This window comes from Aquimarina agarilytica ZC1 (genome assembly GCF_000255455.1).
In the GTDB taxonomy this organism is placed as follows: Bacteria; Bacteroidota; Bacteroidia; order Flavobacteriales; family Flavobacteriaceae; genus Aquimarina; species Aquimarina agarilytica.
The window spans coordinates 55,049-81,057 of record NZ_JH621252.1 but is presented as its reverse complement, the minus strand read 5'-3'; the positions used below and the strand labels follow the sequence as shown (position 1 = coordinate 81,057).

Genomic DNA, 26,009 nt, shown 5'->3' with positions numbered 1-26,009 from the left:
TAAATACTAATGGTCGTTCAAATTATTTTTTGAAGAAGTGTCATCCTTTGACATAGGTTCTTTGGGAGCAAAAACTTCAGTAGAGTCTTTAAGTTGAGCATATTTTAAAGAATCTTCTTTAGCAATCATGGCTTCCCTTATTTTAATGATAGTGTCAATTTTTTGGGCACGCATTTTCAAGGAATCAGTAACACGTTGAAATATTTTTTCGTAGTATTTTAAGTCGTTGGAGTAGTATTTGGTGTTTTCTTTAAACACATCGGGATCAATATCGTATTTAGCACACATAAATTCTTTAGGGTGAATTCCAGAATCTTCAAGTTCATTTCGGGATACCGATTTTGTCGCATTTAAAAGCGTCATATCAATCAGCATATTTACCATTAAATCTTCAGGAAGAATGACTTCCGGCTTCGGAAATTCTTCGACACTTTGGCATCCCGCCAGGATCAAAAGGGTAAATATGCTAATTAATTTTTTCATTAACGATTAAATGTTAAGCGTTTTCCTTGTTTGGCTTTGTTTAAAATTTTGAAATTATGGTATACCAATTCACCGTTTACAAATGTATGGGTAATACGAGAGGTGAATGTAGTGTCTTCAAAAGGAGACCAGCCACATTTGTATAAAAGATTGTCTTTGGAAACACGCCAAGGAGCATTTAAATCTACTAAAACAGCATCGGCATAATAGCCTTCTTTAATATAGCCACGTTTCTCAACCTCAAATAAAATAGCAGGATTATGACAAGCCTTTTCAACAATTTTTTCAAGACTAAGTTCTCCTTTATGGTAAAATTCAAGCAAGGCAGTTAAGGCATGTTGTACTAAAGGTCCACCCGATGGAGCTTTGGTGTATACATTATCTTTTTCCTTTAATGTATGTGGTGCATGATCGGTAGCAATAACATCAATCTTATTATCCAATAAACCTTTTAATAATCCTTTACGGTCCTTTTCGGTTTTAACAGCAGGATTCCATTTAATATGTGTGCCTTTAGTGTCGTAATCGTCACTATTAAACCATAAATGATGAACGCATACTTCGGCAGTAATCTTTTTTTCTTTTAACGGAGTTTTAGCATCGAAAAGCGCTAATTCTTTAGCGGTTGATAAATGAAAAACATGCAGTCTCGCTCCAGTTTCTTTAGCTAAAGCAATGGCTTTTGATGAGGATAAATAGCAAGCCTCTTCACTTCGGATAATTGGGTGTAAATGCACCGGAATATCGTCGCCATATTTTTCAACATGAGCAGCTAAATTTTCGCGAATGGTAGCTTCATCTTCACAATGAACAGCAATTAATAAGGGTGTAGATGAAAATATTTTTTTTAATACATCTGGGTCATCAACAAGCATATTTCCTGTTGATGAACCTAAAAATAACTTTAAAGCAGCTACTTTTTTAGGATCCACTTTTAAAATTTCTTCCAAATTATCGTTAGTGCCTCCAAACATAAAGGAGTAATTGGCATAACTCGATTTGCTGGCAATTTCAAATTTGTCTTCTAAGAGTTCAATAGTAGTCGCTTGTGGAACCGTATTAGGCATTTCAATAAATGAAGTGATTCCTCCTGCTATTGCTGCTCTAGATTCCGATTCAATATCCGCTTTATGTGTTAGTCCAGGTTCTCTAAAGTGTACTTGGTCATCTATCATGCCTGGAAGTAAATATTTCCCTTCGGCATCAATCACTTGAATTTCAGCATTTTTAACGCTAATGCTTTCGTTGATTTCTACAAAAACACCATTTTCAATATATACATCATATTCGTTTATACGTCCTTCGTTTACAACTTTGGCGTTTTTTATAAGGATTTTGCTCATTTTTTATTAAAAATACTGTTTAGTTTCATTTGTATAACTCCAAAAATAGCTTCAGAAATTATACCCTTTGACATTTTGGAATTTCCTCTAGTTCTGTCGGTAAAAATTACAGGAATTTCCTTGTACGCACATTTTTTTAGATATGCTTTAAACTTCATTTCTATTTGAAATGCATACCCCACAAATTTAATATTATTTAAATTGATTTGCTCCAAAAGATTACGCGAATAACAAACAAATCCTGCGGTGGTGTCACAAATAGGCATTCCGGTAATGAATTGTACATATTTTGAAGCTCCATATGATAAGAGCACTCGGCTCATAGGCCAATTAACCACATTGACACCTTTGATGTAGCGTGAGCCAATAACCATATCCATATTTTCGCTAGTGGCGGTCTGATATAGTTTTACAAGGTCATTTGGGTTATGAGAAAAATCGGCATCCATTTCAAAAATATAATCATAATTCCGATTTAGAGCCCATTTAAATCCATGGATGTAAGCAGTTCCCAAACCCAATTTTCCTTTACGGCTTTCTAAAAATAATTTGTTGGGATATTTTTTTATGAGTTCGTTGATCGCATTTGCAGTGCCATCGGGTGAATTGTCATCAACAATTAACAAATCGAACGCAATGGGAAGCTGAAACACCGCTTCTACAAGGAGTTCAATGTTTTCAATTTCGTTGTACGTAGGTACAATTACCAGCGGTTTGGGCATTTAGATTAAATTTGGGTCAAAGATAAATATACCAATTCAAACAAAAACTAGAATTTTATAAAGGAATTGGTGTAAACTCATATTTTGGATTTACATTTGTTTAGCTGATTTAAGCTTTTTGTAGTTTATTCAAAAAGTTAAGCCAGTTTGTAGTAACAAACCGTTTTTTAGTTTAAAAATTACATATTTCTTTTTTTGGAGGCTTTATTTAGGCATATTTCATCGCATGATTGGATTACAGTAATTTGTTTTCTGGCCTTTAGTTTATTGGTGGTAGCAAAAAAAATAAATGGCTACCACTTTAGGAATTTTATGCTTCTTTTTGTTACAGATAAGTACGTGAAAATTCATAATACAGACAGCTCTCGTAAAAGTATTCACACCGTGTTAACCTTGTTTCAGGGGGTAATTATGCCATTATTGATCTATGTGGTGTTATTTAATTTGAAAAAAATTGATGTATTGCAATTGTCATGTTATTTGAAAATTTTAGCAGTATATGTGGTCTTTTTTGGTAGTAAATATATGTTGGAAAAAACGATTATGATTGTATTTGGTTTATATCCAAAACTTAGTCCATATATATTTGAAAGACAGACGTATATAAATTATTTTAGTATTTTATTTTTTCCTTTATTGTTGCTGCTTGTATTCAATTCCGAGTATGTTGAAGTACTTACTTATGGAGTAGTAATTTTGAGTGTCTTATTATTCTTACTAGCTGTTGCACTCATAATTAGCCACCATAGAAAACTATTTAATGAAGCTCCTTTTTATTTTATTTTGTACCTTTGCACCTTTGAAATAGCCCCCTATATTTTAGCCTGCTTATGGGTTAGAATCAGTTGTTAATTATGACGAAAAGATTAGAATCTATGAAAGTGAAAACGATTTTGGTTTCCCAACCAGAACCTAAAGTGGAAAATTCACCCTATTTTGAATTAGAGGAGAGGCAACGTGTAAAAATAGATTTTGTTCCGTTTATTCATGTTGAAGGGGTTGAGTCAAAAGAAGTTAGGAATCAAAAAATTGATTTATCTAATTTTACTGCAATTATTTTAACAAGCAGAAATGCTGTCGATCATTTTTTCAGAATTGCTGAAGAGATGCGTTTTAAAGTGCCAGATAGCTTAAAATATTTTTGCCAAAGTGAAGCTGTAGCTTATTATTTGCAAAAATATGTAGTATATCGTAAGCGTAAAATTTATGTGGGTAAGCGTACTTTTGATGATTTATCACCTTTGATAAAAAAATATAAAGGAGAAAAGTTTTTACTACCCTCGTCCGATCAATTAAAGCCTGCGGTACCTAAAATGTTGGATGATTTAAAAGTGAATTGGAAACAAGCTGTTTTTTATAAAACAGTGGTAAGTGATTTATCCGATTTACGTGATGTTTTTTATGACGTATTAGTGTTTTTTAGCCCATCTGGGATTAAATCATTATTTGAAAACTTTCCAGATTTTCAGCAAAACAAAACACGTATTGCAGTGTTTGGAAATTCAACTATAAAAGCAGCGGAATCTCATGGTTTAGTGTGTAATATACAAGCACCAACACCAGAAACTCCATCAATGACTATGGCTTTAAAAAAGTACATTGATCAAGTGAATAAGAAATAGATAGTATTATTTTATCATAAAACAGAAAAAACCCATCAAACGATGGGTTTTTTTATGTCTTTATTTAGGTTTATGTAGTTTGTCTTTTAAACAAGCTTATTAATAAATAAGCCCAAGCTGCTATTAAAAATAGTCCTCCAATTGGAGTAGCAAAAGCAATGGATTTTAGGTTGGAGTTTATTACATATTCATCAAGATTAAGTATGTAAATGGAGCCAGAAAAAAGGAGCACGCCTACTAAAGTTAATATCCAGATACTCTTTTGTTGCTTGGGTTGTAAAAAAGAAGTGTTGCCAACAAATAAAAGGAAAAAAGCATGATAAAATTGATATCGCACTCCGGTTTGAAAAGAAGTGAGTTGCGATTCGGTTAAAATGGCTTGTAATCCATGTGCGGCAAATGCACCTAATACCACACCGAGTATGCCAAAAATACTAGCGGTGATTAAAATAATTTTTGACTGTTTTTCCATAATGACTTGATTACCTTTGTGGCTTAAATCTGCTATTAATAAGTAGTAGTATTCAAAAATACTAAAATAAGTGCATGCGTAACATTGTAATTTTTGGTGCAGGTAAATCAAGTGTTTGTTTAATTAAGGAGCTCCAACATAGCTTAAAAGTAAAAAGTAAACTTACTTTAGTGGCGCTCAGCTTTTCTGGAGTTCCCAAAGTCTTACTTGAACATAAAAATACGCATACTGTGTTGCTTGATGTTTCGGATACCTTAGCTATTGAAAAATTGATAGAAAAGCAAGATTTAGTGATATCAATGCTTCCCGCAAATTTACATGTTCAAATAGCAGAGCTTTGCTTGCGGTATTCTAAGAATATGTTGACGGCTTCCTATGTAAGTGAAAAAATGAAGCAATTGCACCAAAAAGCCGTTGCAAAAGGAGTATTATTTTTAAATGAAATGGGTTTAGATCCTGGTTTGGATCACATGAGTGCATTAAGCGCTATTGCGGCTATAAAAAAAAGAGGAGGAAAGCTATATTCATTTAAGTCACATACGGGAGGCTTGGTTAAAAAATCAGAAAAGACCAATGCTTGGAATTACAAGTTTACGTGGAGTCCAATGAACGTTGTTATCGCTGGGGCGGAAGGAGCAACGTATCTTTTTGAAGGAAGGGAGAAAGAAATTACATATAACAGGCTTTTTGGTAAGGTAGAAAATATTGAGGTTCAATCTAATTTTTATGATAGTTATGCGAACCGCAATAGTTTAAATTATATTAAGAAATATGGTTTGGAAGATTGTGAAACCGTATACCGAGGAACATTGAGACATAAAGGTTTTTGCGAGGCTTGGAATATTTTTGTGCAATTGGGAATGACTGATAATGATCAACAAATTAAACTTCCAGAAGAATCAAGTCGAAAAGACTTTTTGAACTTTTTTTTAGAAGACAACACAGCTGTTAAAGCTCAGTTTTGTAAACAAACTGGTATTGTTAAAGGGGGTGTTGTTTATGCAAAGATGGATCAATTAGGTTTGTTTGATGAAAGCCTTATTTTGGAAAAAACACAAGGAACAGCAGCTCAAATTTTATTAGCTATTTTAGAACACGAATGGAAATTATCGGCAAAAGATTTAGATTGTGTGGTCATGCTTCATGAAATTGAATATGAGTTGGATGGAGTAAAACAAAAGCAAAATTTATCCTTGTATGTGGAAGGCGAAGATCATTGTTATACGGCAATGGCAAAAACAGTAGGTTTGCCTATGTATGAAGCCGCAATACTCATGCTTCAAAATAAAATTGGATTGACAGGAGTTCAAATACCTACCAATCCAATAATTTATAATCCTATTTTAAAACAATTAAAAGCTAAGGCTATATCCTTTACAGAGAAGTTTTAAAATTTAATCTCTTGAATTTCCCATATAACGTAGCACAAAGTACATTAGCGTGGCTAATGAACCTAAAGCAGCAACTAAATAGGTACGTGCCGCCCATTTCAAAGCATCTTTAGCGGCAGCATGCTCTTCTCTATTTAACATGCCAGGAGAGTTCTCTAACCAAGCTAACGCACGGTTACTGGCGTCGTATTCTACCGGAAGGGTGATAAATGTAAAAGCTGTAGTTACTGCAAATAGCAAAATTCCCACTAAAAAGATGGTGTTTCCTAAGGCATTACCCGTGGCAGACATACCAATACCTACCATAAGTATAATATTTGAAAATTTACTAGCGATACCAACTACAGGAACAATTTTAGAACGCATTTGTAACCATTGATAAGCTTGAGCGTGTTGTACCGCATGACCTACTTCGTGCGCAGCAACAGCTGCTGCGGCAGCATTTCGTTGGCTGTATACACCTTCGCTTAAATTTACGGTTTTATTTCGTGGGTTGTAATGATCTGTTAGCATACCTGCCGTAGATATTACATCTACATCACGGATACCGTTATCGCGTAGCATTTTTTCTGCAATTTCCGCTCCACTCATTCCATTTTGTAGTGAGATTTCAGAGTATTTTTTAAACTTGCTTTTAAGTTTGTTACTCACAAATGAACTTACCAAAAAAATAAGTCCAGCAATAACATAATAACCAATCATGATTTTAAATTTTGTACATTAAATGTACAAAAGATTTTTTTAATTTATATGATTTCATACTACTTCCCTATACTTTTGTTAAAGCTTACTTGTAACATAATAAGCTATGCAATCACAGGAGTTTCTAAAAACTGATCTACTTTAGTATGTTTGAAATCAAATGCTTTGGCAATCGCTTTGTAAACAATTTGTCCATCAATAATATTGAGTCCTTTTTTTAGCGTTTCATTTTCAGCGCAAGCTTTTTGCCAACCTTTATTGGCTATTTGTAAAGCATACTTTATAGTAACATTGGTTAAAGCTAAGGTGGAAGTGTATGGGACAGCTCCAGGGATATTGGCCACAGCATAGTGTACAATATTGTCAATAATATACGTCGGATTTTGGTGTGTGGTTGGTGTTGTGGTTTCAAAACAACCTCCTTGGTCTACGGCAACATCCACCAGTACGGTTCCAGGACTCATTTTTTTGAGCATAGCTTTTGTGACTAATTTTGGGGCTTTTGCTCCTGGTATAAGAATGCTTCCTATAATTAAATCGGCATTTTTTATGTTATTTTCAATAGTATAGCTGCTTGAAAATTCGGTGATGACATTGGCAGGCATCACGTCATCTAAATAACGTAAACGTTTCATATCAATATCTAAAATAGTGACTAAAGCGCCCATACCAGCTGCCATTTTTGCTGCTTGGGTTCCTACGATACCGCCACCTATAACAAGCACTTTGGCAGGAGGTACACCTGGTACACCGCCAAGTAAAATGCCTTTTCCTTGTAAAGGTTTTTCTAAAAATTTGGCACCTTGCTGTATGGACATCCTACCTGCTACTTCGCTCATAGGAATAAGTAAAGGAAGGGAATGGTCGCTTTCTTCAACAGTTTCATAGGCAATGCAAATCGCACCTGAAGCCATCATGGCTTTGGTTAAGGTTTTATTAGAGGCAAAGTGAAAATAAGTGAATACAATTTGATTTTTTTGAATAAGAGAATATTCCTTTTCAATGGGTTCTTTTACCTTAATAATCATTTGAGCTACTTTATATACATCTGCAATACTGGATAGCATTATAGCACCAGCTTCAATATACTGATGGTCGTTAAAGCCACTTGCTTTTCCTGCATTTTGTTGTACATAAACTTCGTGCGAATTTTTCACTAATTCAAGGACTCCGCTAGGAGTAAGCCCAACTCTGTTTTCGTTGTTTTTAATTTCTTTAGGAACTCCAATAATCATAATTCAGTAGGTTTAGATCACTACTTAAAATTAAAAAACAGGAGCCTATTAATAGGCTATTTAACATTTTTAATGGAGTAATAAGTTGATTATTGGCAATTTGAAGGATTAGGGCTTTTAAAATTACTAATAAAGCAGATTTTTAGTCTAATAATTATTTTTTTCTAAAATAATTACACAAAATGTTAATGGGTATTTTAAGAATATATTGACTTTTATTGCGCGCTATATGTTTAAAATTAGCTTTATAAGTTGCAAAATAAGAGAATTTGACTTTTTTAAAATTATTTGGACAAAAGATATTCGCCTAAGTTCGATGAATATTTTAGGTTGATATTGGTAGTGTTGATTACTAGATTTTATAAAAAAAATGAGATTACATTTTATTGATTCAATTAAAATGTAACCTCATTAGGGTATAATATTGTTAGCGTACTACTATTTGTATTTTAATTTAAAATACAGTAGTGCTCCAGAACAAATAGCAGTAATGCCATTGGCAACTAAAAGAGGAGTACTTCCAATTTTAAAGGCGTAATACACCCATAAGCATACCCCTGTAAAAAACATAGAGAACATAGGTAATGATAAGCTCTCGGTTGATTTTGTTTTCCAAGTTTGGTATACCTGAGGTAAAAATGACCCCGTGGTTAATATGGCGGCAATAGTGCCTATGATTTCAATGATGTCCATATGCATTAACCAACTATATTTATAATTTTTCCGGGAACAATAATTACTTTTTTAGGCGTACGTCCATCTAATTGTTTTTGTGTTTTTTCATGAGCCATGACTACTTTTTCAATGTCGTCTTTACTCATATCTAATGGTAATTCGAGTTTAAAACGCATTTTTCCATTAAATGAAACAGGATATTCTTTAGCGCTTTCTACTAAATGAGAAGCCTCAAATACAGGGAATGTAGCTGTTGAAATAGATTCGATATTTCCTAATAAACTCCATAATTCTTCAGCAATATGTGGTGCATATGGCGAAATTAAAATAGCCAGAGGCTGTAGTATTTCTTTACTAGTACATTTTTGAGCGCTCAATTCGTTTACTGCTATCATAAAAGTACTTACAGAGGTATTGAAAGAAAAGTTTTCGATATCCTCAACTACTTTTTTGATGGTTTTATGTAGTGTTTTTAAATTATCCTTGGTAGGAGCAGCATCGGTGAATTTCACCCCATTTTCGCCCATATATAATTTCCATAATTTTTTAAGGAAATTATGTACCCCAGTAATACCAGCGGTGTTCCAAGGTTTAGCTTGCTCTAAGGGGCCTAAAAACATTTCATATAAGCGTAAAGTATCGGCACCGTATTGCTCGCAAATATCATCGGGATTAACTACGTTGAATTTTGATTTCGACATTTTTTCCACCTCGCGACCCACAATGTATTTGCCGTCTTTTAAAATAAATTGAGCCTCTTTAAAATCAGCTCTCCAGTTTTTAAAAGCTTCTATGTCAAGCTCGTCAGATGCGTTTACAAAAGAAACATCACTGTGAATAGGACTTTTGGCAATGGTTAAGATGTCGGTATCTAAACTGCTTATAATTTTATTGTCTATTAAATAGTTTAGTACGACTTCCTCAAATTCGTCATCGGATGTAAATGCATTTTTTGAAACAAAAATTGAAGGAATCTTTTTAGTAAGATCTTCGGCACTACCATCATCAAGACTACATCCTGTTTTTACAAAAGCTAAGGCCTTATATACAAAAGCAGAAGTTCCTAAGATCATCCCTTGGTTGATCATTTTTTGGAAAGGTTCTTCTACGGTAAGGAAACCACGGTCGTGTAAAAATTTTGTCCAAAAACGACTGTATAATAAATGTCCTGTTCCGTGCTCACTACCTCCTACATATAAGTCTACATTTTTCCAATACTGTAAAGCTTCCGCGGAAGCGAATTCGGTATCATTTTGTGCATCCATGTAGCGGAATAAATACCAGGAACTACCTGCCCAACCCGGCATGGTATTTAATTCTAAAGGAAATACACTAGTGTGATTTATTTTTTCATTAGAAACAACTTCATTATTTTCAATATCCCAAGCCCAAGTAGTGGCTCTACCCAAAGGTGGTTCTCCTTCTTCGGTAGGTAAATATTTTTCTACTTCGGGTAAATTGATAGGTAAATGTTGGGTGTCAATAAGCTGCGGCATGCCATCCACATAATAAATAGGAAAAGGTTCACCCCAGTAGCGCTGACGACTAAAAACAGCATCACGCAAACGGTAGTTTGTTTTTCCTTGACCGCAACCTAAAGATTCTAATGTTTTGATCAATACTTTAGTGGCTTCTTTTGGTGATAAACCATCTAAAAAATCTGAATTTGCAATAACGGCATTTACCTTATCGGTATAAGCTTCAGTAGTCACATCAACATTCTTAAAAATATTAATGATCGGAATATCAAAATGAGTAGCAAAATCATGATCGCGTTGATCACCACATGGTACCGCCATGACTGCTCCAGTACCATAGCTTGCTAACACATAATCGCCAATCCAAATAGGGATGCGTTTTTTGCTAATAGGATGCTCGGCATAACTACCTGTAAATACCCCCGAAATGGTTTTAACATCGGCCATACGCTCACGCTCACTACGTTTTGCAGTAGCTTTAAGGTAAGCTTCTACGGCTTCTTTATTTTTTGGAGTGGTAATTTTGGACACTAAAGGGTGCTCTGGTGCAATCGTCATAAAACTTACACCAAAAATGGTATCAGGTCGAGTGGTAAATACTTCAATTTTTGCATCAATATCTTGCACATCAAACGTAACGGAAGCTCCTACCGATTTCCCAATCCAGTTACGTTGTGTTTCTTTAATACTTTCGGTCCAATCAAGGCCTTGCAATCCTTGAAGCATACGTTCGGCATAGGCAGAAATTCGCATGCTCCATTGCGTCATTTTTTTGCGTACAACTGGGTGACTACCGCGTTCGGAAACGCCATTAACAATTTCATCGTTTGCTAAAACGGTTCCTAAAACTGGACACCAGTTTACTTCCGTTTCGGCTAAATAGGCCAAACGGTATTGTAATAGTATTTCTTGTTGTTTTTTTGTTGGAAAAACTTTCCATTCTATTTCAGAAAATATTTCAATATCTTCATCACATATGGCATTTACCTTTGTATTTCCACTGGTTTCAAACTTCGCGACAAGCGTATCAATAGCTTCTGCTTTATTGGTGTCAATATTATACCACGAATTGAATAACTCACCAAAAATCCATTGTGTCCATTTGTAATATTCGGGGCTACTTGTTTGTACTTCGCGACTCCAATCAAATGAAAAGCCTATTTTGTCCAATTGTTCGCGGTAACGCGTAATATTAGTTTGAGTAGTTAAGGCTGGGTGTTGCCCCGTTTGTATGGCATATTGTTCTGCGGGTAGTCCAAAGGAATCGTAACCTTGTGGATGTAATACATTAAAGCCTTGGTGGCGTTTGTAGCGGGCATAAATATCACTAGCTATATAGCCTAGCGGATGTCCAACGTGTAACCCAGCTCCCGAAGGATAGGGAAACATATCCAGTGTGTAGTATTTTGGTTTGCTGCTAGTGTTACTTGCTTTAAAAGTTTGGTTTTGCTCCCAATATGCTTGCCATTTGGATTCGATGGCGTTAAAATCGTAGTTCATGAATTGAATTTTGAATCCCTCACAGAGGGGCTAATACCTCAATGCTATTTATTTTGAGGTAATTGATTTTTTTGCAAATTTACAATTTTTAGGTGGTCATGAAACTTATTATGAAATAAATGAAGCTATCCCATTTTTTAGTTAAAATGAGCTTCTTAGATTCGTTTATTTTTTGTTGCTTTTAGTGAGAAATATGCAAAATAAAATGATCACGAGACGGTGTATATATTCTGGGCAAGATATTGTAAGTAAATTCTAGTATCCATACTATGGGTTTGTCATTCTTCGTTAATCACAAAAGCACAACTAATTTGCTCAACAATATGTATAACTTTCAGTCACTTGCTGCTATGAAATTAAGATTAATTTTTCTTACTGTATTAACTATGTTTGTTTCTTGTGTCACAGAACCTTTAGAGGGTGATTTTGTCACAAAAAAGGATCCGGTAGAGGATCCAAATACTGAGCAGCAAGTTCCTGAAAAACCGAATGGAGAACCCAATACTCCTAAACCGGAAGGAAAGCCAGTAACAAAACCGGAGCCAGCTCCAGTACCACCAAAACCAGTAACGAAACCAGTTCCAGTGCCGTCAAAGCCTGTACCGAAACCAACGACTCCTCCTGTTGTAAATAATCCTGTTGTTGATAGTAATACGAGTGAAGCACAGGAAATGCTTAAATTGGTGAATCAATTAAGAAAAAATGCAGGAGTAAAACCTGTGGTTTTAAATAATGCGTTAAATACTGCAGCATTTAAACATTCAAAGGATATGAATGATAATAGATATTTTGATCATAGAGGTAAAGATGGTTCTAGTTTTAGTCAACGTACTAAAAGAGAAAATTATCAAGGATTTGCCACGGGAGAAAATATAGCTCAGGCTTTTGGTACAGAACAAGTTTTTGGTTTGTGGAGAGATAGTCCGGGGCATAGACAAAATATGCTGAATCCAAATGTAAACGAAATGGGAATAGGAAAATCTGGAAATTATTGGACTCAGATTTTTGGACAAAAAAGATAACACTAATTAGAGTTGTCAATAAATAAAAAAAAGAGCATTTGAAAAAAATGCTCTTTTTTTGACTAACTAAACAAAATTTGATATATATAATAACTAGTGTTATTCGGTAATCCAGTTTCCTTCTGCATCACAAAGTACTGTAGTACCGTCGCTACCTTCTTTGATTAATACTAATTTGAATTTTGATGCATCCTTAGTAGTAAGTGCTTCGGCAATTGTCATGCCTGCATAATCTTTAGCTACGGCAGCTTTAACTGCTTCAGGTAAATCTTCGATAGAAACCACAACCATATCATCTTGTGCGACTACTTCTGTAGCAGCTACTTCAGCTGTTGCTTCTTGCGCATTCATTGCTTGTGTTGAAACTAATAATCCTAATGCTACTACCGGTAATAAAATTGACTTTTTCATTTTTAATGAGTTTTATATGTTTTAAAATAATTTGTATTAAGAATAAAGGAATAATTGTGCCATTAATTCGAATAGTTTTAAAATGCGTTGATATGTAGTGTTTTAAGATTTTTTTGAAATTAATGAATGGAATACTATTGTAGATTTTTGTGGAATTTGTCTACAAAAAACTGTGGAAATCTATTTTTTAAGTGAAATCGATTAGAATAATAATGCTTTTAGTTTAAATATATTGGATTTCAATAATTAAAGATTAAAAAAAGACACATTGGAATTGTTAATGTAATGGTAACACTAGTAGGTGGTTGTTTTTTTTTAAAATGATAAATTAGATGTTATTAACGCATAATTTTTTAAAAGAATTAAGAATGAAAATCAAATTATTTACATTACCAGTACTTTATTTACTATTAATTTCTTGTGAAAAGGGGGAAGCTATTCAAGAAGCAGAAACATTCAATGGAATTAAAGAATCTAAATTAATTAATAATAGTTCAAATCCACCATTATGGATTAGAGAGTATGGTCAAGATCAAGGATGGGTCGTATCTGAAAGGGGTAGAGATACAAGTATTTTACTTTCAGATGGGGAAGGGAATCTAACCCCTTTTAAAGTCGAAGATGGAGAGCTTTTGGGACATCCAAGAGAAGTTGCAGATGTGAATGGAGATGGAAAGGCAGATGTTATTGGTTTTGCTAATGAAGGAGTAAGAGTATCATTATCTACAGGAAGTAAATTTAACCCTCAAAAGTTATGGATTAGGGAATATGCTCAATATGCAGGCGGTTGGAGAATTGATAGACATGTAAGGAAAGTTGCAGATGTGAATGGAGATGGAAAGGCAGATGTTATTGGTTTTGCTAATGAAGGAGTAAGGGTTTCATTATCAACGGGGAATAGTTTTGGGAGCCCTAGATTATGGATCAGAGAATATGCTCAAGAATATGGTGGATGGAGAGTAGATAGAAACCCGAGAGAGGTTGCTGATGTAAATGGAGATGGGAAGGCTGATATTGTTGGTTTTGCAGAAGAAGGAGTAAGGGTCTCATTGTCAACAGGTAGTAGTTTTAGCGCACCTAAGTTGTGGATTAGAGATTTTGCAATTAGAGCTGGTGGGTGGACAACGGGTAATCATCCTAGAGTTTTAGCAGATGTAAATGGAGATGGAAAGGCTGATATTGTTGGTTTTGCTAATGAGGGAGTAAGGGTTTCATTGTCAACAGGAAATAGTTTTGGAACTCCAAAATTATGGATAAGAGAATATGCGCAAAATGCAGGCGGTTGGAGAGTTAATAGAAACCCAAGGATGGTTGCGGATGTAAATGGAGATGGAAAGGCTGATATTGTTGGTTTTGCAGAAGAAGGAGTAAGGGTTTCATTATCGACAGGAAATAGTTTTGGTAATCAAATATTGTGGATAAGACATTATTCTCCTCGTGCAGGCGGTTGGACAACTGGTCAACATCCTAGAGTAGTTAATGATGTAAATGGTGATGGTAAAGCTGATATTGTAGGCTTTTCAAATGCAGGAGCAAAAGTAACTACTTCTACTTTTTAAAAAATTTAAAAATCCAAGGCTTGATTTATTTCAAGTCTTGGATTTTTTATTGTTTTCAAAAAAACACAAACAGTTTTGTGCTTCTGGATTTAAGCTAGACGATGAGATTAGAGTAATTGAACTAGTCTTTGTGGAACAAGTAGTAGAAATTACAACAAATTTATTATCAGTATCTACTGAGCAACTTTTAAAAGTAATTTAATTTTTTTTCCATTATAAGTTTCCGATCCAATAGTTCCTTCAACTTTTTTACAGGAATAAAAATTATTATAACTTCTCAATATTAATCAGTTGATCTAGTTTTTCGAAAATCAAGTGATTTTCCCAACCACGATATTGCATATAGCTAATAAACTTTTGTTTTGCTTTGGTGACAGGTTCGTTTTTTAAGCTATTCCATTTTTTTTCGCTTAACGCAGAAAATGAGTTGAAGTAATCAGTATCATTAATTTCTTGAAGCCCTTTTTTGATATTGTAGGCAGAAATTTTGCGCAATTTCAGTTCACGGGTTATGCGGAGTTTCCCCCAGTGTTTATTGATAAATTTTCCGCGAGCAAAACTTTGCGAAAAACGCGTTTCATTTAAAAATTTATGCTCAATAAGGTGAATAATAATTTTTTCCCTAGCCTCTGGAATCAAATGAAACTCGTTGAGTTTTTGTTCCACTTCCCAATGACAACGCTCTTGATAAGCACAATAATGCTCAAGCTTTTTTTTAGCTTCGGGGTAAGTGGTTGATTTTTTTGGTGTAAACATTTATGATTTATTACAACACCATAGATTCCTTATTGTATTGTTTATAACTATAATAAAGTGTTGCTAAGGCTAAAATAATAAGTGACAAAAGTATGGCAAAATAATGCGAGATTTGAATAGTGCCCGCAATTATTTCCTTAGTAGCTAAAGCTAAATTAAGGATGGGTATAAAAACAGTATTCCAATTCAATTCAACACCAGGTAATAAAGCCATCATAGCAGGGAAAATTACAAGCATATTTACGGGAGTGGCAATACTTTGAGCTTCTTTAAAGGTTTTTGCTTTTACTATAAGCGCAGTGAGTAAACCTGCAAAAAATAGACTTAACGGAACCAGCATGGCAAATAGCATTGCAAGAAATTTAAGGCTTAAAATTTGATGTAACATTTCGGTAATTTCCACAGGAATTTCATTAATAAATTTGATGCCAATAAATATTCCCGTAACAGAAAGTGTAGCCAAGGTTAATCCCATTAAAGAAATACATAAAATTTTTCCTAAAAGGATATGAAATCGTGATGCGGGTGAACTTAATAGGGTTTCAACGGTACCTTTTTCTTTTTCGCCAGTAATTAAGTCAATGGAAGGATATAGGCAACCCAAAAAACAAATAATGATAAATATATAAGGAAGAAAACCGCCAATTAGTTGTCCAAATTTTTCTTGATCCGAGGTGAGGTCTATACCTTTAATTGCTATTGGATGTAATACTTTTTGATCGATGTTTAGTTGGGTGAGTCTTTTGCTAAGTAATGTCGCTTTTAAGGTTTCTATCTGTTGCGAAATTTTTTGAAATACAATAGGAGATTCCGATTTATGATAAACATTGATCGTACTTGTTTTTAGGGAATCTATATTTTTTAAATAATCGGCATTGGTTTCTATAACAGCATCTAAGCTATCCTTATGTAAGGCATCTAAGGCTGAAACTAAGTTGTGATTTTTCTTTATTTTAAAAGCTTTGGTTGTAAACTCATTTTTTAAAATTTCAGCATGTGCGCCTATAAAAGTTATGTTTAATTGTTTGTTATTCTCTTTATTAATAAAACTACTTTCAATTTTAAATACTGCAAAAAGTAATAATGGAATAGCTAGTGCAGAAATAAGCATGCTTTTCAAGGTTCTTTTATCACGTAACTGGCAAGTAAGTTCTTTTTTAAGTACAGTAAATACGGTTTTCATAAGTTGGTTTTGTGTTGTTGAGTGGCTTAATTTGCGTTAACAGTTGTGATAAAAGCTTCGGTGAGTGATTGTCCAGTACTTTGTGTTCTAAAACTATCCATGGTATCATTGTAAATGATTCTACCATGATTAATGATGGCTAAATCATCACAAAGTAAATCGACTTCGCTCATAATGTGTGATGAAAAAATAATTGTTTTTCCGGCTTCTTTACATTCTTTTATAAGTGTTATAATGCTATTGGCACTCACAATATCAAGCCCAGATGTGGGTTCGTCAAAAATAACTACATCGGGATCATGAATCATGCTTCGGGCAATGGATACTCGTTGTTTCATCCCCGTAGATAACTGGCTAATGCGTTTGGAGGAAAATTTATGAATATCCAATTGATCAAATAATAAATGAGTGCGTTTTTTAAGCTGTTCTTTGGGCATGCCATGTAATTGACCAAAATAGCTTACGGTTTCAGCTGGAGTAAGCCGGTCATATAAATTGGTGGAGCCGGTTAAAAAACCAATTGATTTTTGTACACCCTGTGCTTGCTTAACGGTATTTTTATCATTCACCAAAATAGAGCCCGAAGTAGGTTTTAAAATAGTAGCGACCATACGTAAAAGTGTGGTTTTACCAGCACCATTTGGACCCAATAATGAAAATACACGACCTGGTTTACAATAAATTGACACCTCATTAACTGCATTTATGGAGTTTGTATTTGCTTGTAATTCCTTTTGCTGCTTTTTGGTTAGCGTGTATTGCTTGGTTACATTTTGAATGTGAATCATAGATAAGTGTATTATATTGCTGGTAGACTTCAAATAAAAGCAAAATTTATTTGTTTTCAAATAGTTAAGGAGGTATTAAATCAAAAAAATAGTTTTGATTCTTTTTTGGGTTACAAATGCTTTTAAAACAAAACAGACTTCGAATATTCGAAGTCTGTTTTTTACTGTTTAATTTAAGTTTAGGCTCCCCACGGATTAAAAATATTTTGGGTTGCGGTGGCATACTCCAAAAGATTGATATGTGGTTGTACTTCTAACACGCCATGATATGAATTAAACTTGTCAAATAATTGAATCACTCTATTTATATGTTGAGCGCTTTTTAATAAAGCAATGGATGGTAGCATTTCATCAAAAGTAGCTACACCCCAATAGATAGCTTTATCAAGTGTTTTTGCCCACTCATCAAAATTATTTGATGTACCCGCACGTCCACCTACTTGCGAAAAGGAAGTAATTTGAAACTTATCCGAAGTGGTTGTGGTTTGTGTGCTTCCTTGTGCGTTGTTGTACGAGGCGCCACCACCAATACCATTGAATTCTGATTTAAAGGAACCTCCAAACTCTTGGATGTTAGTTTCCGATTCACTGTATTCACTTATAGTAGTGGAATCACTGGTAAAAAGTGCGCCTCCAACATTAAATTGTTTGGGTACATAGTAGCCATAGTCGTTCAATGCCTTTAATACCGCTATGCAAGTTTTAAAATCATTATCGGTATTGCTTTGTAAAGCCTTGCTAATAGCTTCATTAAATTCGGTAGTACTCTCATAATTTGATAAATCCATTTGTAAGGCTACTTTACGTACTAAATATTTACCCGTAATGTATTCGGTAATTTCCGTGCTCGAAGTGCTTTTACTTTGCTCGTGTTTAAACTCAGCCTCACTTCCTCCGTAAGGGGTATTTAATGAAACAGAACCACTATTGGTACTCGTTTCTTGTAGTGAATGGGTTACTTTTGAAAACGCTGAAGTGTATTTTACTTCGGTCAATACTCTGGGAGTTAGTGCATTTGGAAATTTATTGTTTTTCCAGGTGAACAATTTTTTAAATGATTTTTCAAAACCTGCCTCGGGCGAAAAGGTGAGCCCATTAAAAATTTCGATATTAGTAAATAAGGATTGCTTTTCGGCATCGCTTAAATCATTATAATGTTCCACACCATCTTGTGGATCCAAAGGATCAGTAACTTCGGGTGTACCAATAACTAGGGTGTTTTCTCCATTTAATACATCGTTTAATGTGACATATACTTCTGCAGAAAAAGGAATTTTACTCCCTTGATTCAAAAAATAATCATTTGGCTTCATGAAATTTAATGCCTCATCTGATGTGAGTGTGGTTCTAATTTCTGATAAATTATTTGCTGTATCTAACAAATAAGATATGGAGGCTACTCCCGATTTTTGAATGATAATTAATTTGGTGGTATTTGCTTTTTTAGTGGCCATAATTTCTAAAATTTAAAATGTGATACGAGCCTTGTTTTTTTGCTCGAAAAATAAAATGAATTTGTATGTTGGATTGCTTTTTAGTCTTCCCAAATACTTGGATCAATGTTGTTCATTTGTCCAAATACAGCGTCGGCATCTTCTCTTGTTTTAAAAACAAACACATAAAAAATAACTTCGCCAATGACACTTGCAGAATCTTGACTATCGTTTACATTGTAAATTGTACCAATAGTTTGACTCGATTGATCGCCACTAGGGGTAGTTGTTCCGGGTTCAATAGTACCTCCTGGAATAACCGTTTCATCGGCATTTACCAGTTTGCTGTATGGAATGTCCACATCAGAAAACTCATCTGTTGATTTTGAAGCGAAAGCTTTGGGTAGGGGTAAAGTCAAGTTACAGGTATGTTTTTTGCCTGCAGGTTTTTCAAAACTAGTAACTTTCCATGTTTTTAATGAGAACTTCATGTAGTTTAAAGTGTTGTCTCCTATGTTTAACTTATCGGTGGCTACAACTTTTATGGTGTTTCCATCTTGACTTTCGCCTGGCGCATAGTAACGTCGTAAACCTGTTCTTGCATACCTTCCTCCGTTAGGGCAATCGGTAAACGTGATGTATAAAGGTCTGCTGTTAATTGGAGTGGAGCCTACAGGTTTAATTTGATATCCGTAGCCCGCTGCAGCCCATGAGCTAATATCAAACTGTACAATACTATCTTGTTCACAAATCACCACGTTGTCCAAGGAAATACCAGCTATATTAGGGTTTGCAGTTTTTACGTTGGTTAGCATAAAGGGCTGAAACTTGCCACTATTGGATTTTTTGGCCTCTGTGTCCTGAGTATTTAATACCATTTTACATGACATGTATCGGTCAAACCACCAGTCGGTACTAAAACCGATTAGGTCTACATCCTTCACTTTATTTACATCAGTCAAGTAAATTTGGTCATTAATACCCGCTATGGCTTTTAAGGGCAGGTAAATTTCAATGCTGGACCCAACAATCATGGTTTCATGTTCGTAATCGGTGTTTTGATAATTGACAAAACGAAAGCTTTGTTCGCCATCAACAGCGGGTATAAATTGATCGCTTACCAATTGGTTTCTAACTTTATCAAGTGTGGTATTTGGATCAAACTCGTATGCTGTTGATTTTGTACCTCCGTTATAAAATGCGTATGTGTTCATTTTTAAAATAGTATAAGGATTAAACATGTATTTTTTGTCATTACAAATCATTTTTGCGCAATAGTGTTTTGAATCATTTTACTGAAATAGACACCAGATTTTAATGACATTCCGATCGGTTATCAAATTGAAAAAGCCACTTTAATAATGTATATGAGTTAGCTTTTTCGTTTCGATATCACAATATTACGTTCACTTTTGAGCAGAAATACTAAGAACCTATGCGAAGGAGAAAAAATAGCTGTGAAGGAGAAAAAATTGCCGTGAATGGGAAAAGAAAAAACAGCCTTAAGTGACTGTTTTGTTAGTGTTTATAGAAAATATAGTAGTGTAATTAAATATTAAGCCATTTTCGGAATTCGGCGGCTTTATGTTTGCTAATAATAATTTCCACATCGGCATCTTCAACCAAAATTTTTAGTTGGCTATTTCCGTATTTTATTATTTTTTTTATAGAAGTAATACTTATAATAAATTGTCGATTGGCTCTGAAAAATAATGAAGCTTGCAAGTCGACAAAAATTTCATCCAAACTGGAATTACTCGTAGATCTACTCCCATTGGTACAAACAATATAAGTGATCGTATTTTCGGTATATATGTAAGCAATGCTATTAATAGCTACGGGTACTAACTCATTTCTAATATAGGTAAGTAGTCTTATTTTATTGGTTTCATTGTTGGTATTGGCTTCTACGGCAGTGGGCTTTTGTGCTTCTTCTGTTTCATTAGCAGCTATTTTTTGTTGGTAAGCTACCAAATCCATGTTTAATTTAGAAAGATTGATCAACTCGCTTTCCAAATTGGTGTTTTTAAGCTCTAATTGTTTTTCATAATAACTCCCTATAAAACGCACTGCAAAAAACGAAGCAAGAATAATCAATATACCCATTAAAATAAATATGGTATAATAACGTCTTTTCAATTTGACGATCTGCGTAACCATTTTATCCAAATTAGTGTGTGCGGCAATGATCAAATCGGAGCTTTTTACAGGCGAAATATATACAATTTCGGATTCGACTTGTGTGACATTTGTTTCCTTACTTTTTTTGTGATCAATGAGTAAGTCGTATAATTTATTTAAACTACTACCATCTTTTAAGGATTCGAGTAAGTTTTGGTTCGAATTTACTTTTTGATTTACTTGTGTAATATCGGGGTGGCATACGGTTTTACCTGACCAATCAAATACAGATACAAATGAGGTGCCTTTATTGCTGTCATTCAGGGTGTTTTGTAAATTTTGAGTAATTGTATTTTTATCGAGACCGTTAATAAACTCATAATTCACCAGAGAGGCAATTTCGTCAGCTTCTCGTTTACTGGCTTCTAGTTGCACCTCAATTAATTGATTTACACTAATTTTTATAAAATAATTAATACCAAGCGAGGCGATAATTAAAAAAATAACAGCTATTGAAATAAAGGTTAAAAAATATAATTTATCTTTTCTCATATGATGAACCAGTGCTGTTTTAGTCAAAAACTAAAGTACAATTTAGTTGTGCTTTTGAGTAAATGAGTCTGTTTTTTAACAAAGCCTTAGCAAAATTTAAAGGGATTAATTGTCGGTTTGCTATATTTTTATTCAAGAGCCAAAATTATCAATCCGAGTATTTTTCAAAAGAAAATCGTGTAAATAGAAAAGCAATTTAGGTAGGAAAAAGAGGTTAATTTTAGTGAAATTCTGTAAGAATTTTGTGTCTAGAATCATCTTTTTCTCTTGTCGTGTTTATGTTTATTAGAACACTGTATTTTAAATATAGACTGGTGTAAATTTGTTTAGCTATTTTTAAACTGGAAATGAAAAACTATTTAAAAATACCTTACCTGTTAGTACTACTCGCGTTAAGTGTGGTTGTTTTCCTATTTTTTAGGATCAATTCAAACCATAAAGATACAAGTAAAAACCAAAGTATAAGTGCACCTCAATTAGTGCATTTATTTGTGACTAACGAGGTAGCAGCTAATACTATTTATAAAAGTAAACTTGTTGAAGTAGAAGGGGTAGTTAAAAAAGTAAACTTTTTAAATGGAAGAATTACCGTTTTTTTAAATGGAGTAAGTACTTCTAGTGTATTGTGCGATATGACCAAAAGTCAATTGAAAGTTGCTAAAAAATTAAAGAAAGATCAAAAAGTTAAGTTAAAAGGTGTTTGTAAAGGCTTTTTGAATGATGTTATAATGCTAAATTGTACGCTGATTAATTCTAAACATCAATGAATAAAATTATTGCCTTGCTTTTTCTTTTGGTTAATTTTTCCAATTTAAAAATAGCCTCAACTCAGTTGACCACTAATCAAGGGCAGGTTTCTTTTTTTTCATACACTTCTGTAGAAAATATAGAGGCCAAAAATAATCAAGTGTTGAGTGTTGTTGATTTGTCAAAAAATGAAATTGCCATAAGTATGTTGATGAATGCTTTTGTGTTCAAAAAGGCCTTAATGCAAGAACATTTTAATGAAAGTTATATAGAATCGGACTTGTATCCTAAAGCTGTTTTTGAAGGTGAAATTTTAGATTTTGATCCTACTGTTACTACTCCACAAATCAAACTTATAAAAGGAATATTAACCATGCGGGGTATAGCTAAGGAAGTGGAAGTAAAAACGAATATTACAATGGAGAACAATGCGTATGTATTCACTGGTACCTTTGATTTGGTTGTCAAAGACTTTGATATTAATATTCCGCCCTTATTAGTGCCTAATATTGCCAAAACCATAGCTGCAAAATTTAGATTTGAATATCCTACAGATGAAAAATAACAAATACATTATCTCATTTTTTTTCGCTTTGGTAGGAAGTATTACTTCTGTAGGAGCACAAAGCTTATTGGAAGCATTAGAAAAAAAATATCCCGAAACACCGCAATATGAGTCGGCAACATTTAAAGCCAGTCGTATTTCGATAGGACATTCTGTAGAAACGCGAAAAAAAGGCGTATTAGAAATACAAACGATGAGTAGGTTTTGGAAGCTGCCCAATTTTAATGCTCAAACTAGAAGTCAAAGTTTTATTGCCGATAAAATGAGTACGCGAATTGGATTGGAATATGGTATTTCGGACCGATTAACCTATGGTCTAGGTGGCACCACATTAGATGGTATTTTTGATTCCTTTTTAAAATATAAACTAGTTCGTCAAGTAAAAAGTGGCATGCCAATAAGCATTTCAGTTTTTCAGAATGTGAGTTACAACAGTAAAAGCGCTATAGCAAATAATGTGCATTTGACAAATGAATTTACCGATCGATTGGCTTTTACAAGTCAGGTATTGGTTGCACGTAAATTTTCAAAACAATTTTCATTGCAAATTATGCCAACATACATTTACAGAGCTTCGTCAAGATTTAGCGAAGATCCACAACATCATTTTGCCATTGGAGTAGGAGGTAGGTATAAATTAGGAGGTCATGTATCTGTGGTTTCCGAATATTATTACCAAGTTAATCCTTTACAGTCCAGAAAAACATACGATGCCTTTTCATTAGGAGTCAACTGGGAATTAAGTGATGTGATGTTGCAATTTCAATTAACCAATATCCGAAATGAGACCGAAGATGCTTTTATTACGCAAACTCCCAATAATTTCAATTTTAATGATGGGAATTTTGTTTTTGGCTTTACCGGAATTTTTATACTTCATTTGAATAATGGGCTGAAGTAGGTTGGTTTTTTATGAGTAAGACTGCAAGCATATTTTACCTAGCTTTGAATAATTGAGCCCCAAAAATAAGCATACCTTTTTTTTGAAGGCATATTTAAAAATCACACCGAAAGTAATATATAAATGAAGCCAGTTAGCATAGCTATATTAAAAAAAGAACTACATCAATGCACACAACAAGAGGTGATTGATCTTTGTTTGCAATTGGCAAAATTTAAAAAAGAAAATAAAGAATTGTTGAGCTATGCCCTTTTTGACTCATATAATGAAGATGAATATGTGCAACGGATTAAAGAGGAAATAGATACAGAGTTTTCAAACATAAATTACAGCAGTTTGTATTTTGTTAAAAAAGGAACGCGTAAAATTTTACGAAACATTAAAAAGTATGTGAGGTATTCTAAAAAGAAAGAAACCGAAGCAAGTGTACTGCTTTATTTTTGTGCTAAACTGCATGAGTTAAAACCCGCATTTAAGCAAAGTCAGCAAATGATAAATATGTACGATAGGCAATTGACTATGGCTAAAAAAGCGATAAGTACGCTGCATGAAGATTTACAATATGATTTTAATCTGGAGCTAGAAAAATTAGAAACTAATTAAAGTGAGTTAAAAATGATTCCCAATACAAAATTCTTGTAGAATTTCACTCAAATTGGCCTCTTCTTCCAAAATGGAACTGCTCTTGGTTGAGCAGTTAACAGTAAGACTGATTAAAAAGGAGGATTAATTTAATTTGGGATTGTTAATCAATTTTAAGGTGGTTTCGTACAAATCAGTTTTGTCAATTTTTGCTTTTAACCAAGCAAAAAAGCTAAGATTAAATAGGTCTTCGGTTTTTGGGTTTAGGGCATTGCTAATTTTTTGAACTTCGTTAATCATTTTTGGTGTGTTTGTATTCTTGTCATTAAAATAAAATTGACCAATACATTTTACAAAGTTGAGCACTAGGCTTTCGTTTTTTTCTTTAAGGTATTTGGAGTGTTTTTTTTGGAAACTTTTAAGTCTGGAGAAAACCAAGTCAAAATTATCCAGTTCCATATGGAGTAGTAGTTCAATGATGTTTTTTTTAATCACCCAAATCATGCTAGCTTTTTGTGTGTACCAAGTATCGCTATGATCTAATTGATTAATTAAGCCAGAGGCTATTTTAAATTGCGATTGTTGAAAAAGGCATACAATAAGACACAATTTCAAATCGAGTACATAGGAAATTTGATCAGTGTGTTTTTTAAAATTAAAATGAGTAAGTGTATCAATAGCTTTTTGAGGTTGGTTGGTGTAATTGAGCCATAGGGTTTTTAGTAAGGTGTATTGTGGAATAAAACGTGAGTAATATTTATTGTTTTGCTCTTGCATTTGAATCGCCATTAATTCTAAATAGTGTTGGCAATTATTAAAATTTCGACTTCTAAAATTAGAATTTGCCATATAGTAAAGCACCTGTATGTGGTAAAATAGTTGTTTGGATGCTTGTCTTTCGTTTTGATGAAGAGCTTGGTAATTTTTTTCAATAAAGCCAAGGATGCTATTATAGTCACGATTAATATTGGCTGATTTGGTGGTAATCTCTAAAATTTTAAATAAAGATTTATAGCTAAGATTTTGAGTTGGTGATATGTTGAATTTTAATAAATTTTCGCTAATAATTTCTTCGGTGGATTTAGAGTTGTTAGTTAATTGATTTTGGACAATGGCATAAAAAAGATTCAGATTTTCTTCTTGTTGTAAGGCGATCTTATTTTCGGTTAATTGATTTATGCATTGTTGTAAATCCACGCTAGGGTCTTCGTGCGCGTATTGGATTTGGGTGTAATAAATTTCGTCAAGTATGGAAAATAAATTGAGCTTTTTAGCTTGTAATGTTGCTTTTCTAAGGGTTTTGAAGCCTATTTTGTGTTTTTTTTGCTCAAAAAATACCCGACTAGCCATGAGTAGTTTAAGGACTTCTAATTCTTCGGAACTTTCATTGGAAAAACTTTGTATGGCGACAAAATCAATTAAACTATCATGTAGGCGTTTGCAAAGCGCATGAAAAGCACCGCAAGTTTTTTTTCCATAAAGAAGTATACTTAACTCCGCGTTATTGGTATTTCCTTTTTCAAGAAGTTTGAATAATTGAATATTTTTAGTATCGTTTCTTTTGTTCTTTTTTTTAAGCTGAAATAAAAAAGCACTGCGTTCTTCCAGTGTTAAATGTTGAATTATAGAATAAAGAGTGTTCATTTAATCGTAAGTTTTAATTTATAAAAAACCTTAATTAATTGGTTAAATTTTATTTATAAGTATAAATATATCATAAGTTTTCCAAAAAAATAGCTTTTTAATTTCTATGCAAAGGATGCAAA

The 26,009-nt window shown here is 33.6% G+C and carries 25 protein-coding genes; 9 read left to right on the top strand and 16 right to left on the bottom strand.

The window, feature by feature from the left end; all coding sequences use genetic code 11:
• Positions 1-6: 6 nt before the first annotated feature.
• From KQA_RS0205615 to KQA_RS0205605, 3 genes are read right to left on the bottom strand one after another with little or no spacing between them, the layout of a single operon-like run.
• A complete protein-coding gene (locus KQA_RS0205615) occupies positions 7-483 on the bottom strand; it encodes a DUF4296 domain-containing protein (protein ID WP_010178969.1) in 477 nt (158 codons plus the stop codon).
• On the bottom strand, positions 483-1,826 hold the full coding sequence (locus tag KQA_RS0205610; protein ID WP_010178966.1) for a dihydroorotase: 1,344 nt from the start codon (positions 1,824-1,826) through the stop codon (positions 483-485). Before KQA_RS0205610 ends, KQA_RS0205615 begins: the two co-directional genes overlap by 1 nt.
• The gene (locus KQA_RS0205605; RefSeq protein ID WP_010178964.1) at positions 1,823-2,548 is read right to left on the bottom strand and encodes a polyprenol monophosphomannose synthase; all 726 of its coding nucleotides are present in this window, start codon (positions 2,546-2,548) and stop codon (positions 1,823-1,825) included. Before KQA_RS0205605 ends, KQA_RS0205610 begins: the two co-directional genes overlap by 4 nt.
• Before the next feature lie 195 nt (positions 2,549-2,743).
• Here KQA_RS0205605 and KQA_RS0205600 point away from each other — a divergent pair, with 195 nt between their 5' ends.
• On the top strand, positions 2,744-3,400 hold the full coding sequence (locus KQA_RS0205600; RefSeq protein WP_010178962.1) for a DUF4271 domain-containing protein: 657 nt from the start codon (positions 2,744-2,746) through the stop codon (positions 3,398-3,400).
• Between the two features lie 23 nt (positions 3,401-3,423).
• Positions 3,424-4,170, top strand: a complete 747-nt coding sequence (locus KQA_RS0205595; protein WP_010178960.1) for a uroporphyrinogen-III synthase — start codon at positions 3,424-3,426, stop codon at positions 4,168-4,170.
• A gap of 70 nt (positions 4,171-4,240) precedes the next feature.
• Here KQA_RS0205595 and KQA_RS0205590 read toward each other — a convergent pair whose 3' ends face one another.
• Entirely contained in the window at positions 4,241-4,642 is a 402-nt protein-coding gene (locus KQA_RS0205590; protein WP_010178958.1) for a DUF423 domain-containing protein, read from the bottom strand.
• A 74-nt stretch (positions 4,643-4,716) separates the two neighbouring features.
• On the opposite strand from KQA_RS0205590, the gene KQA_RS0205585 reads away from it, so the two are divergent.
• Entirely contained in the window at positions 4,717-6,033 is a 1,317-nt protein-coding gene (locus KQA_RS0205585) for a saccharopine dehydrogenase C-terminal domain-containing protein (protein WP_010178956.1), read from the top strand.
• Positions 6,034-6,036: 3 nt separating this feature from the next.
• Here KQA_RS0205585 and KQA_RS0205580 read toward each other — a convergent pair whose 3' ends face one another.
• The 4 genes from KQA_RS0205580 to KQA_RS0205565 all read right to left on the bottom strand — a co-directional run bounded on the left by KQA_RS0205580 (position 6,037) and on the right by KQA_RS0205565 (position 11,623).
• The gene (locus KQA_RS0205580) at positions 6,037-6,735 is read right to left on the bottom strand and encodes a zinc metallopeptidase (protein WP_010178954.1); all 699 of its coding nucleotides are present in this window, start codon (positions 6,733-6,735) and stop codon (positions 6,037-6,039) included.
• A gap of 104 nt (positions 6,736-6,839) precedes the next feature.
• Positions 6,840-7,970, bottom strand: a complete 1,131-nt coding sequence (ald, locus tag KQA_RS0205575; RefSeq protein ID WP_010178952.1) for an alanine dehydrogenase — start codon at positions 7,968-7,970, stop codon at positions 6,840-6,842.
• Positions 7,971-8,408: 438 nt separating this feature from the next.
• A complete protein-coding gene (locus KQA_RS0205570; protein WP_010178950.1) occupies positions 8,409-8,669 on the bottom strand; it encodes a SemiSWEET family sugar transporter in 261 nt (86 codons plus the stop codon).
• Entirely contained in the window at positions 8,669-11,623 is a 2,955-nt protein-coding gene (locus KQA_RS0205565) for a leucine--tRNA ligase (protein ID WP_010178948.1), read from the bottom strand. The genes KQA_RS0205570 and KQA_RS0205565 overlap by 1 nt, the downstream gene beginning before the upstream one ends.
• Before the next feature lie 350 nt (positions 11,624-11,973).
• On the opposite strand from KQA_RS0205565, the gene KQA_RS0205560 reads away from it, so the two are divergent.
• The gene (locus KQA_RS0205560) at positions 11,974-12,645 is read left to right on the top strand and encodes a CAP domain-containing protein (RefSeq protein ID WP_232285857.1); all 672 of its coding nucleotides are present in this window, start codon (positions 11,974-11,976) and stop codon (positions 12,643-12,645) included.
• 99 nt (positions 12,646-12,744) lie between these two features.
• Here KQA_RS0205560 and KQA_RS0205555 read toward each other — a convergent pair whose 3' ends face one another.
• The gene (locus KQA_RS0205555) at positions 12,745-13,056 is read right to left on the bottom strand and encodes a hypothetical protein (protein WP_010178944.1); all 312 of its coding nucleotides are present in this window, start codon (positions 13,054-13,056) and stop codon (positions 12,745-12,747) included.
• A 368-nt stretch (positions 13,057-13,424) separates the two neighbouring features.
• On the opposite strand from KQA_RS0205555, the gene KQA_RS18600 reads away from it, so the two are divergent.
• A complete protein-coding gene (locus KQA_RS18600; protein WP_157366599.1) occupies positions 13,425-14,615 on the top strand; it encodes an FG-GAP repeat domain-containing protein in 1,191 nt (396 codons plus the stop codon).
• A 267-nt stretch (positions 14,616-14,882) separates the two neighbouring features.
• On the opposite strand, the gene KQA_RS0205540 is transcribed toward KQA_RS18600, so the two are convergent.
• The 6 genes from KQA_RS0205540 to KQA_RS0205515 all read right to left on the bottom strand — a co-directional run bounded on the left by KQA_RS0205540 (position 14,883) and on the right by KQA_RS0205515 (position 21,448).
• Positions 14,883-15,371, bottom strand: a complete 489-nt coding sequence (locus KQA_RS0205540; RefSeq protein ID WP_010178940.1) for a regulatory protein RecX — start codon at positions 15,369-15,371, stop codon at positions 14,883-14,885.
• A gap of 10 nt (positions 15,372-15,381) precedes the next feature.
• The gene (locus KQA_RS0205535) at positions 15,382-16,554 is read right to left on the bottom strand and encodes an ABC transporter permease (RefSeq protein ID WP_010178938.1); all 1,173 of its coding nucleotides are present in this window, start codon (positions 16,552-16,554) and stop codon (positions 15,382-15,384) included.
• A gap of 26 nt (positions 16,555-16,580) precedes the next feature.
• The gene (locus tag KQA_RS0205530) at positions 16,581-17,342 is read right to left on the bottom strand and encodes an ABC transporter ATP-binding protein (protein ID WP_010178937.1); all 762 of its coding nucleotides are present in this window, start codon (positions 17,340-17,342) and stop codon (positions 16,581-16,583) included.
• A 179-nt stretch (positions 17,343-17,521) separates the two neighbouring features.
• A complete protein-coding gene (locus KQA_RS0205525) occupies positions 17,522-18,796 on the bottom strand; it encodes a hypothetical protein (protein WP_010178935.1) in 1,275 nt (424 codons plus the stop codon).
• A gap of 80 nt (positions 18,797-18,876) precedes the next feature.
• The gene (locus KQA_RS0205520; RefSeq protein WP_157366598.1) at positions 18,877-19,989 is read right to left on the bottom strand and encodes a hypothetical protein; all 1,113 of its coding nucleotides are present in this window, start codon (positions 19,987-19,989) and stop codon (positions 18,877-18,879) included.
• Positions 19,990-20,323: 334 nt separating this feature from the next.
• Entirely contained in the window at positions 20,324-21,448 is a 1,125-nt protein-coding gene (locus KQA_RS0205515) for a LytTR family transcriptional regulator DNA-binding domain-containing protein (protein ID WP_010178931.1), read from the bottom strand.
• A gap of 347 nt (positions 21,449-21,795) precedes the next feature.
• On the opposite strand from KQA_RS0205515, the gene KQA_RS0205510 reads away from it, so the two are divergent.
• The 4 genes from KQA_RS0205510 to KQA_RS0205495 all read left to right on the top strand — a co-directional run bounded on the left by KQA_RS0205510 (position 21,796) and on the right by KQA_RS0205495 (position 24,264).
• On the top strand, positions 21,796-22,215 hold the full coding sequence (locus KQA_RS0205510; RefSeq protein WP_010178929.1) for an OB-fold protein: 420 nt from the start codon (positions 21,796-21,798) through the stop codon (positions 22,213-22,215).
• Positions 22,212-22,760: a YceI family protein gene (locus KQA_RS0205505; protein ID WP_010178927.1), complete on the top strand. Its 549-nt coding sequence runs from the start codon at positions 22,212-22,214 to the stop codon at positions 22,758-22,760. Before KQA_RS0205510 ends, KQA_RS0205505 begins: the two co-directional genes overlap by 4 nt.
• A complete protein-coding gene (locus tag KQA_RS0205500; RefSeq protein ID WP_010178925.1) occupies positions 22,750-23,661 on the top strand; it encodes a DUF5777 family beta-barrel protein in 912 nt (303 codons plus the stop codon). Before KQA_RS0205505 ends, KQA_RS0205500 begins: the two co-directional genes overlap by 11 nt.
• A gap of 123 nt (positions 23,662-23,784) precedes the next feature.
• Positions 23,785-24,264, top strand: a complete 480-nt coding sequence (locus KQA_RS0205495) for a hypothetical protein (RefSeq protein ID WP_010178923.1) — start codon at positions 23,785-23,787, stop codon at positions 24,262-24,264.
• Between the two features lie 123 nt (positions 24,265-24,387).
• Here KQA_RS0205495 and KQA_RS0205490 read toward each other — a convergent pair whose 3' ends face one another.
• Complete coding sequence (locus KQA_RS0205490) at positions 24,388-25,887, bottom strand: hypothetical protein (RefSeq protein ID WP_010178921.1); 1,500 nt, start codon at positions 25,885-25,887, stop codon at positions 24,388-24,390.
• Positions 25,888-26,009 lie beyond the last annotated feature (122 nt).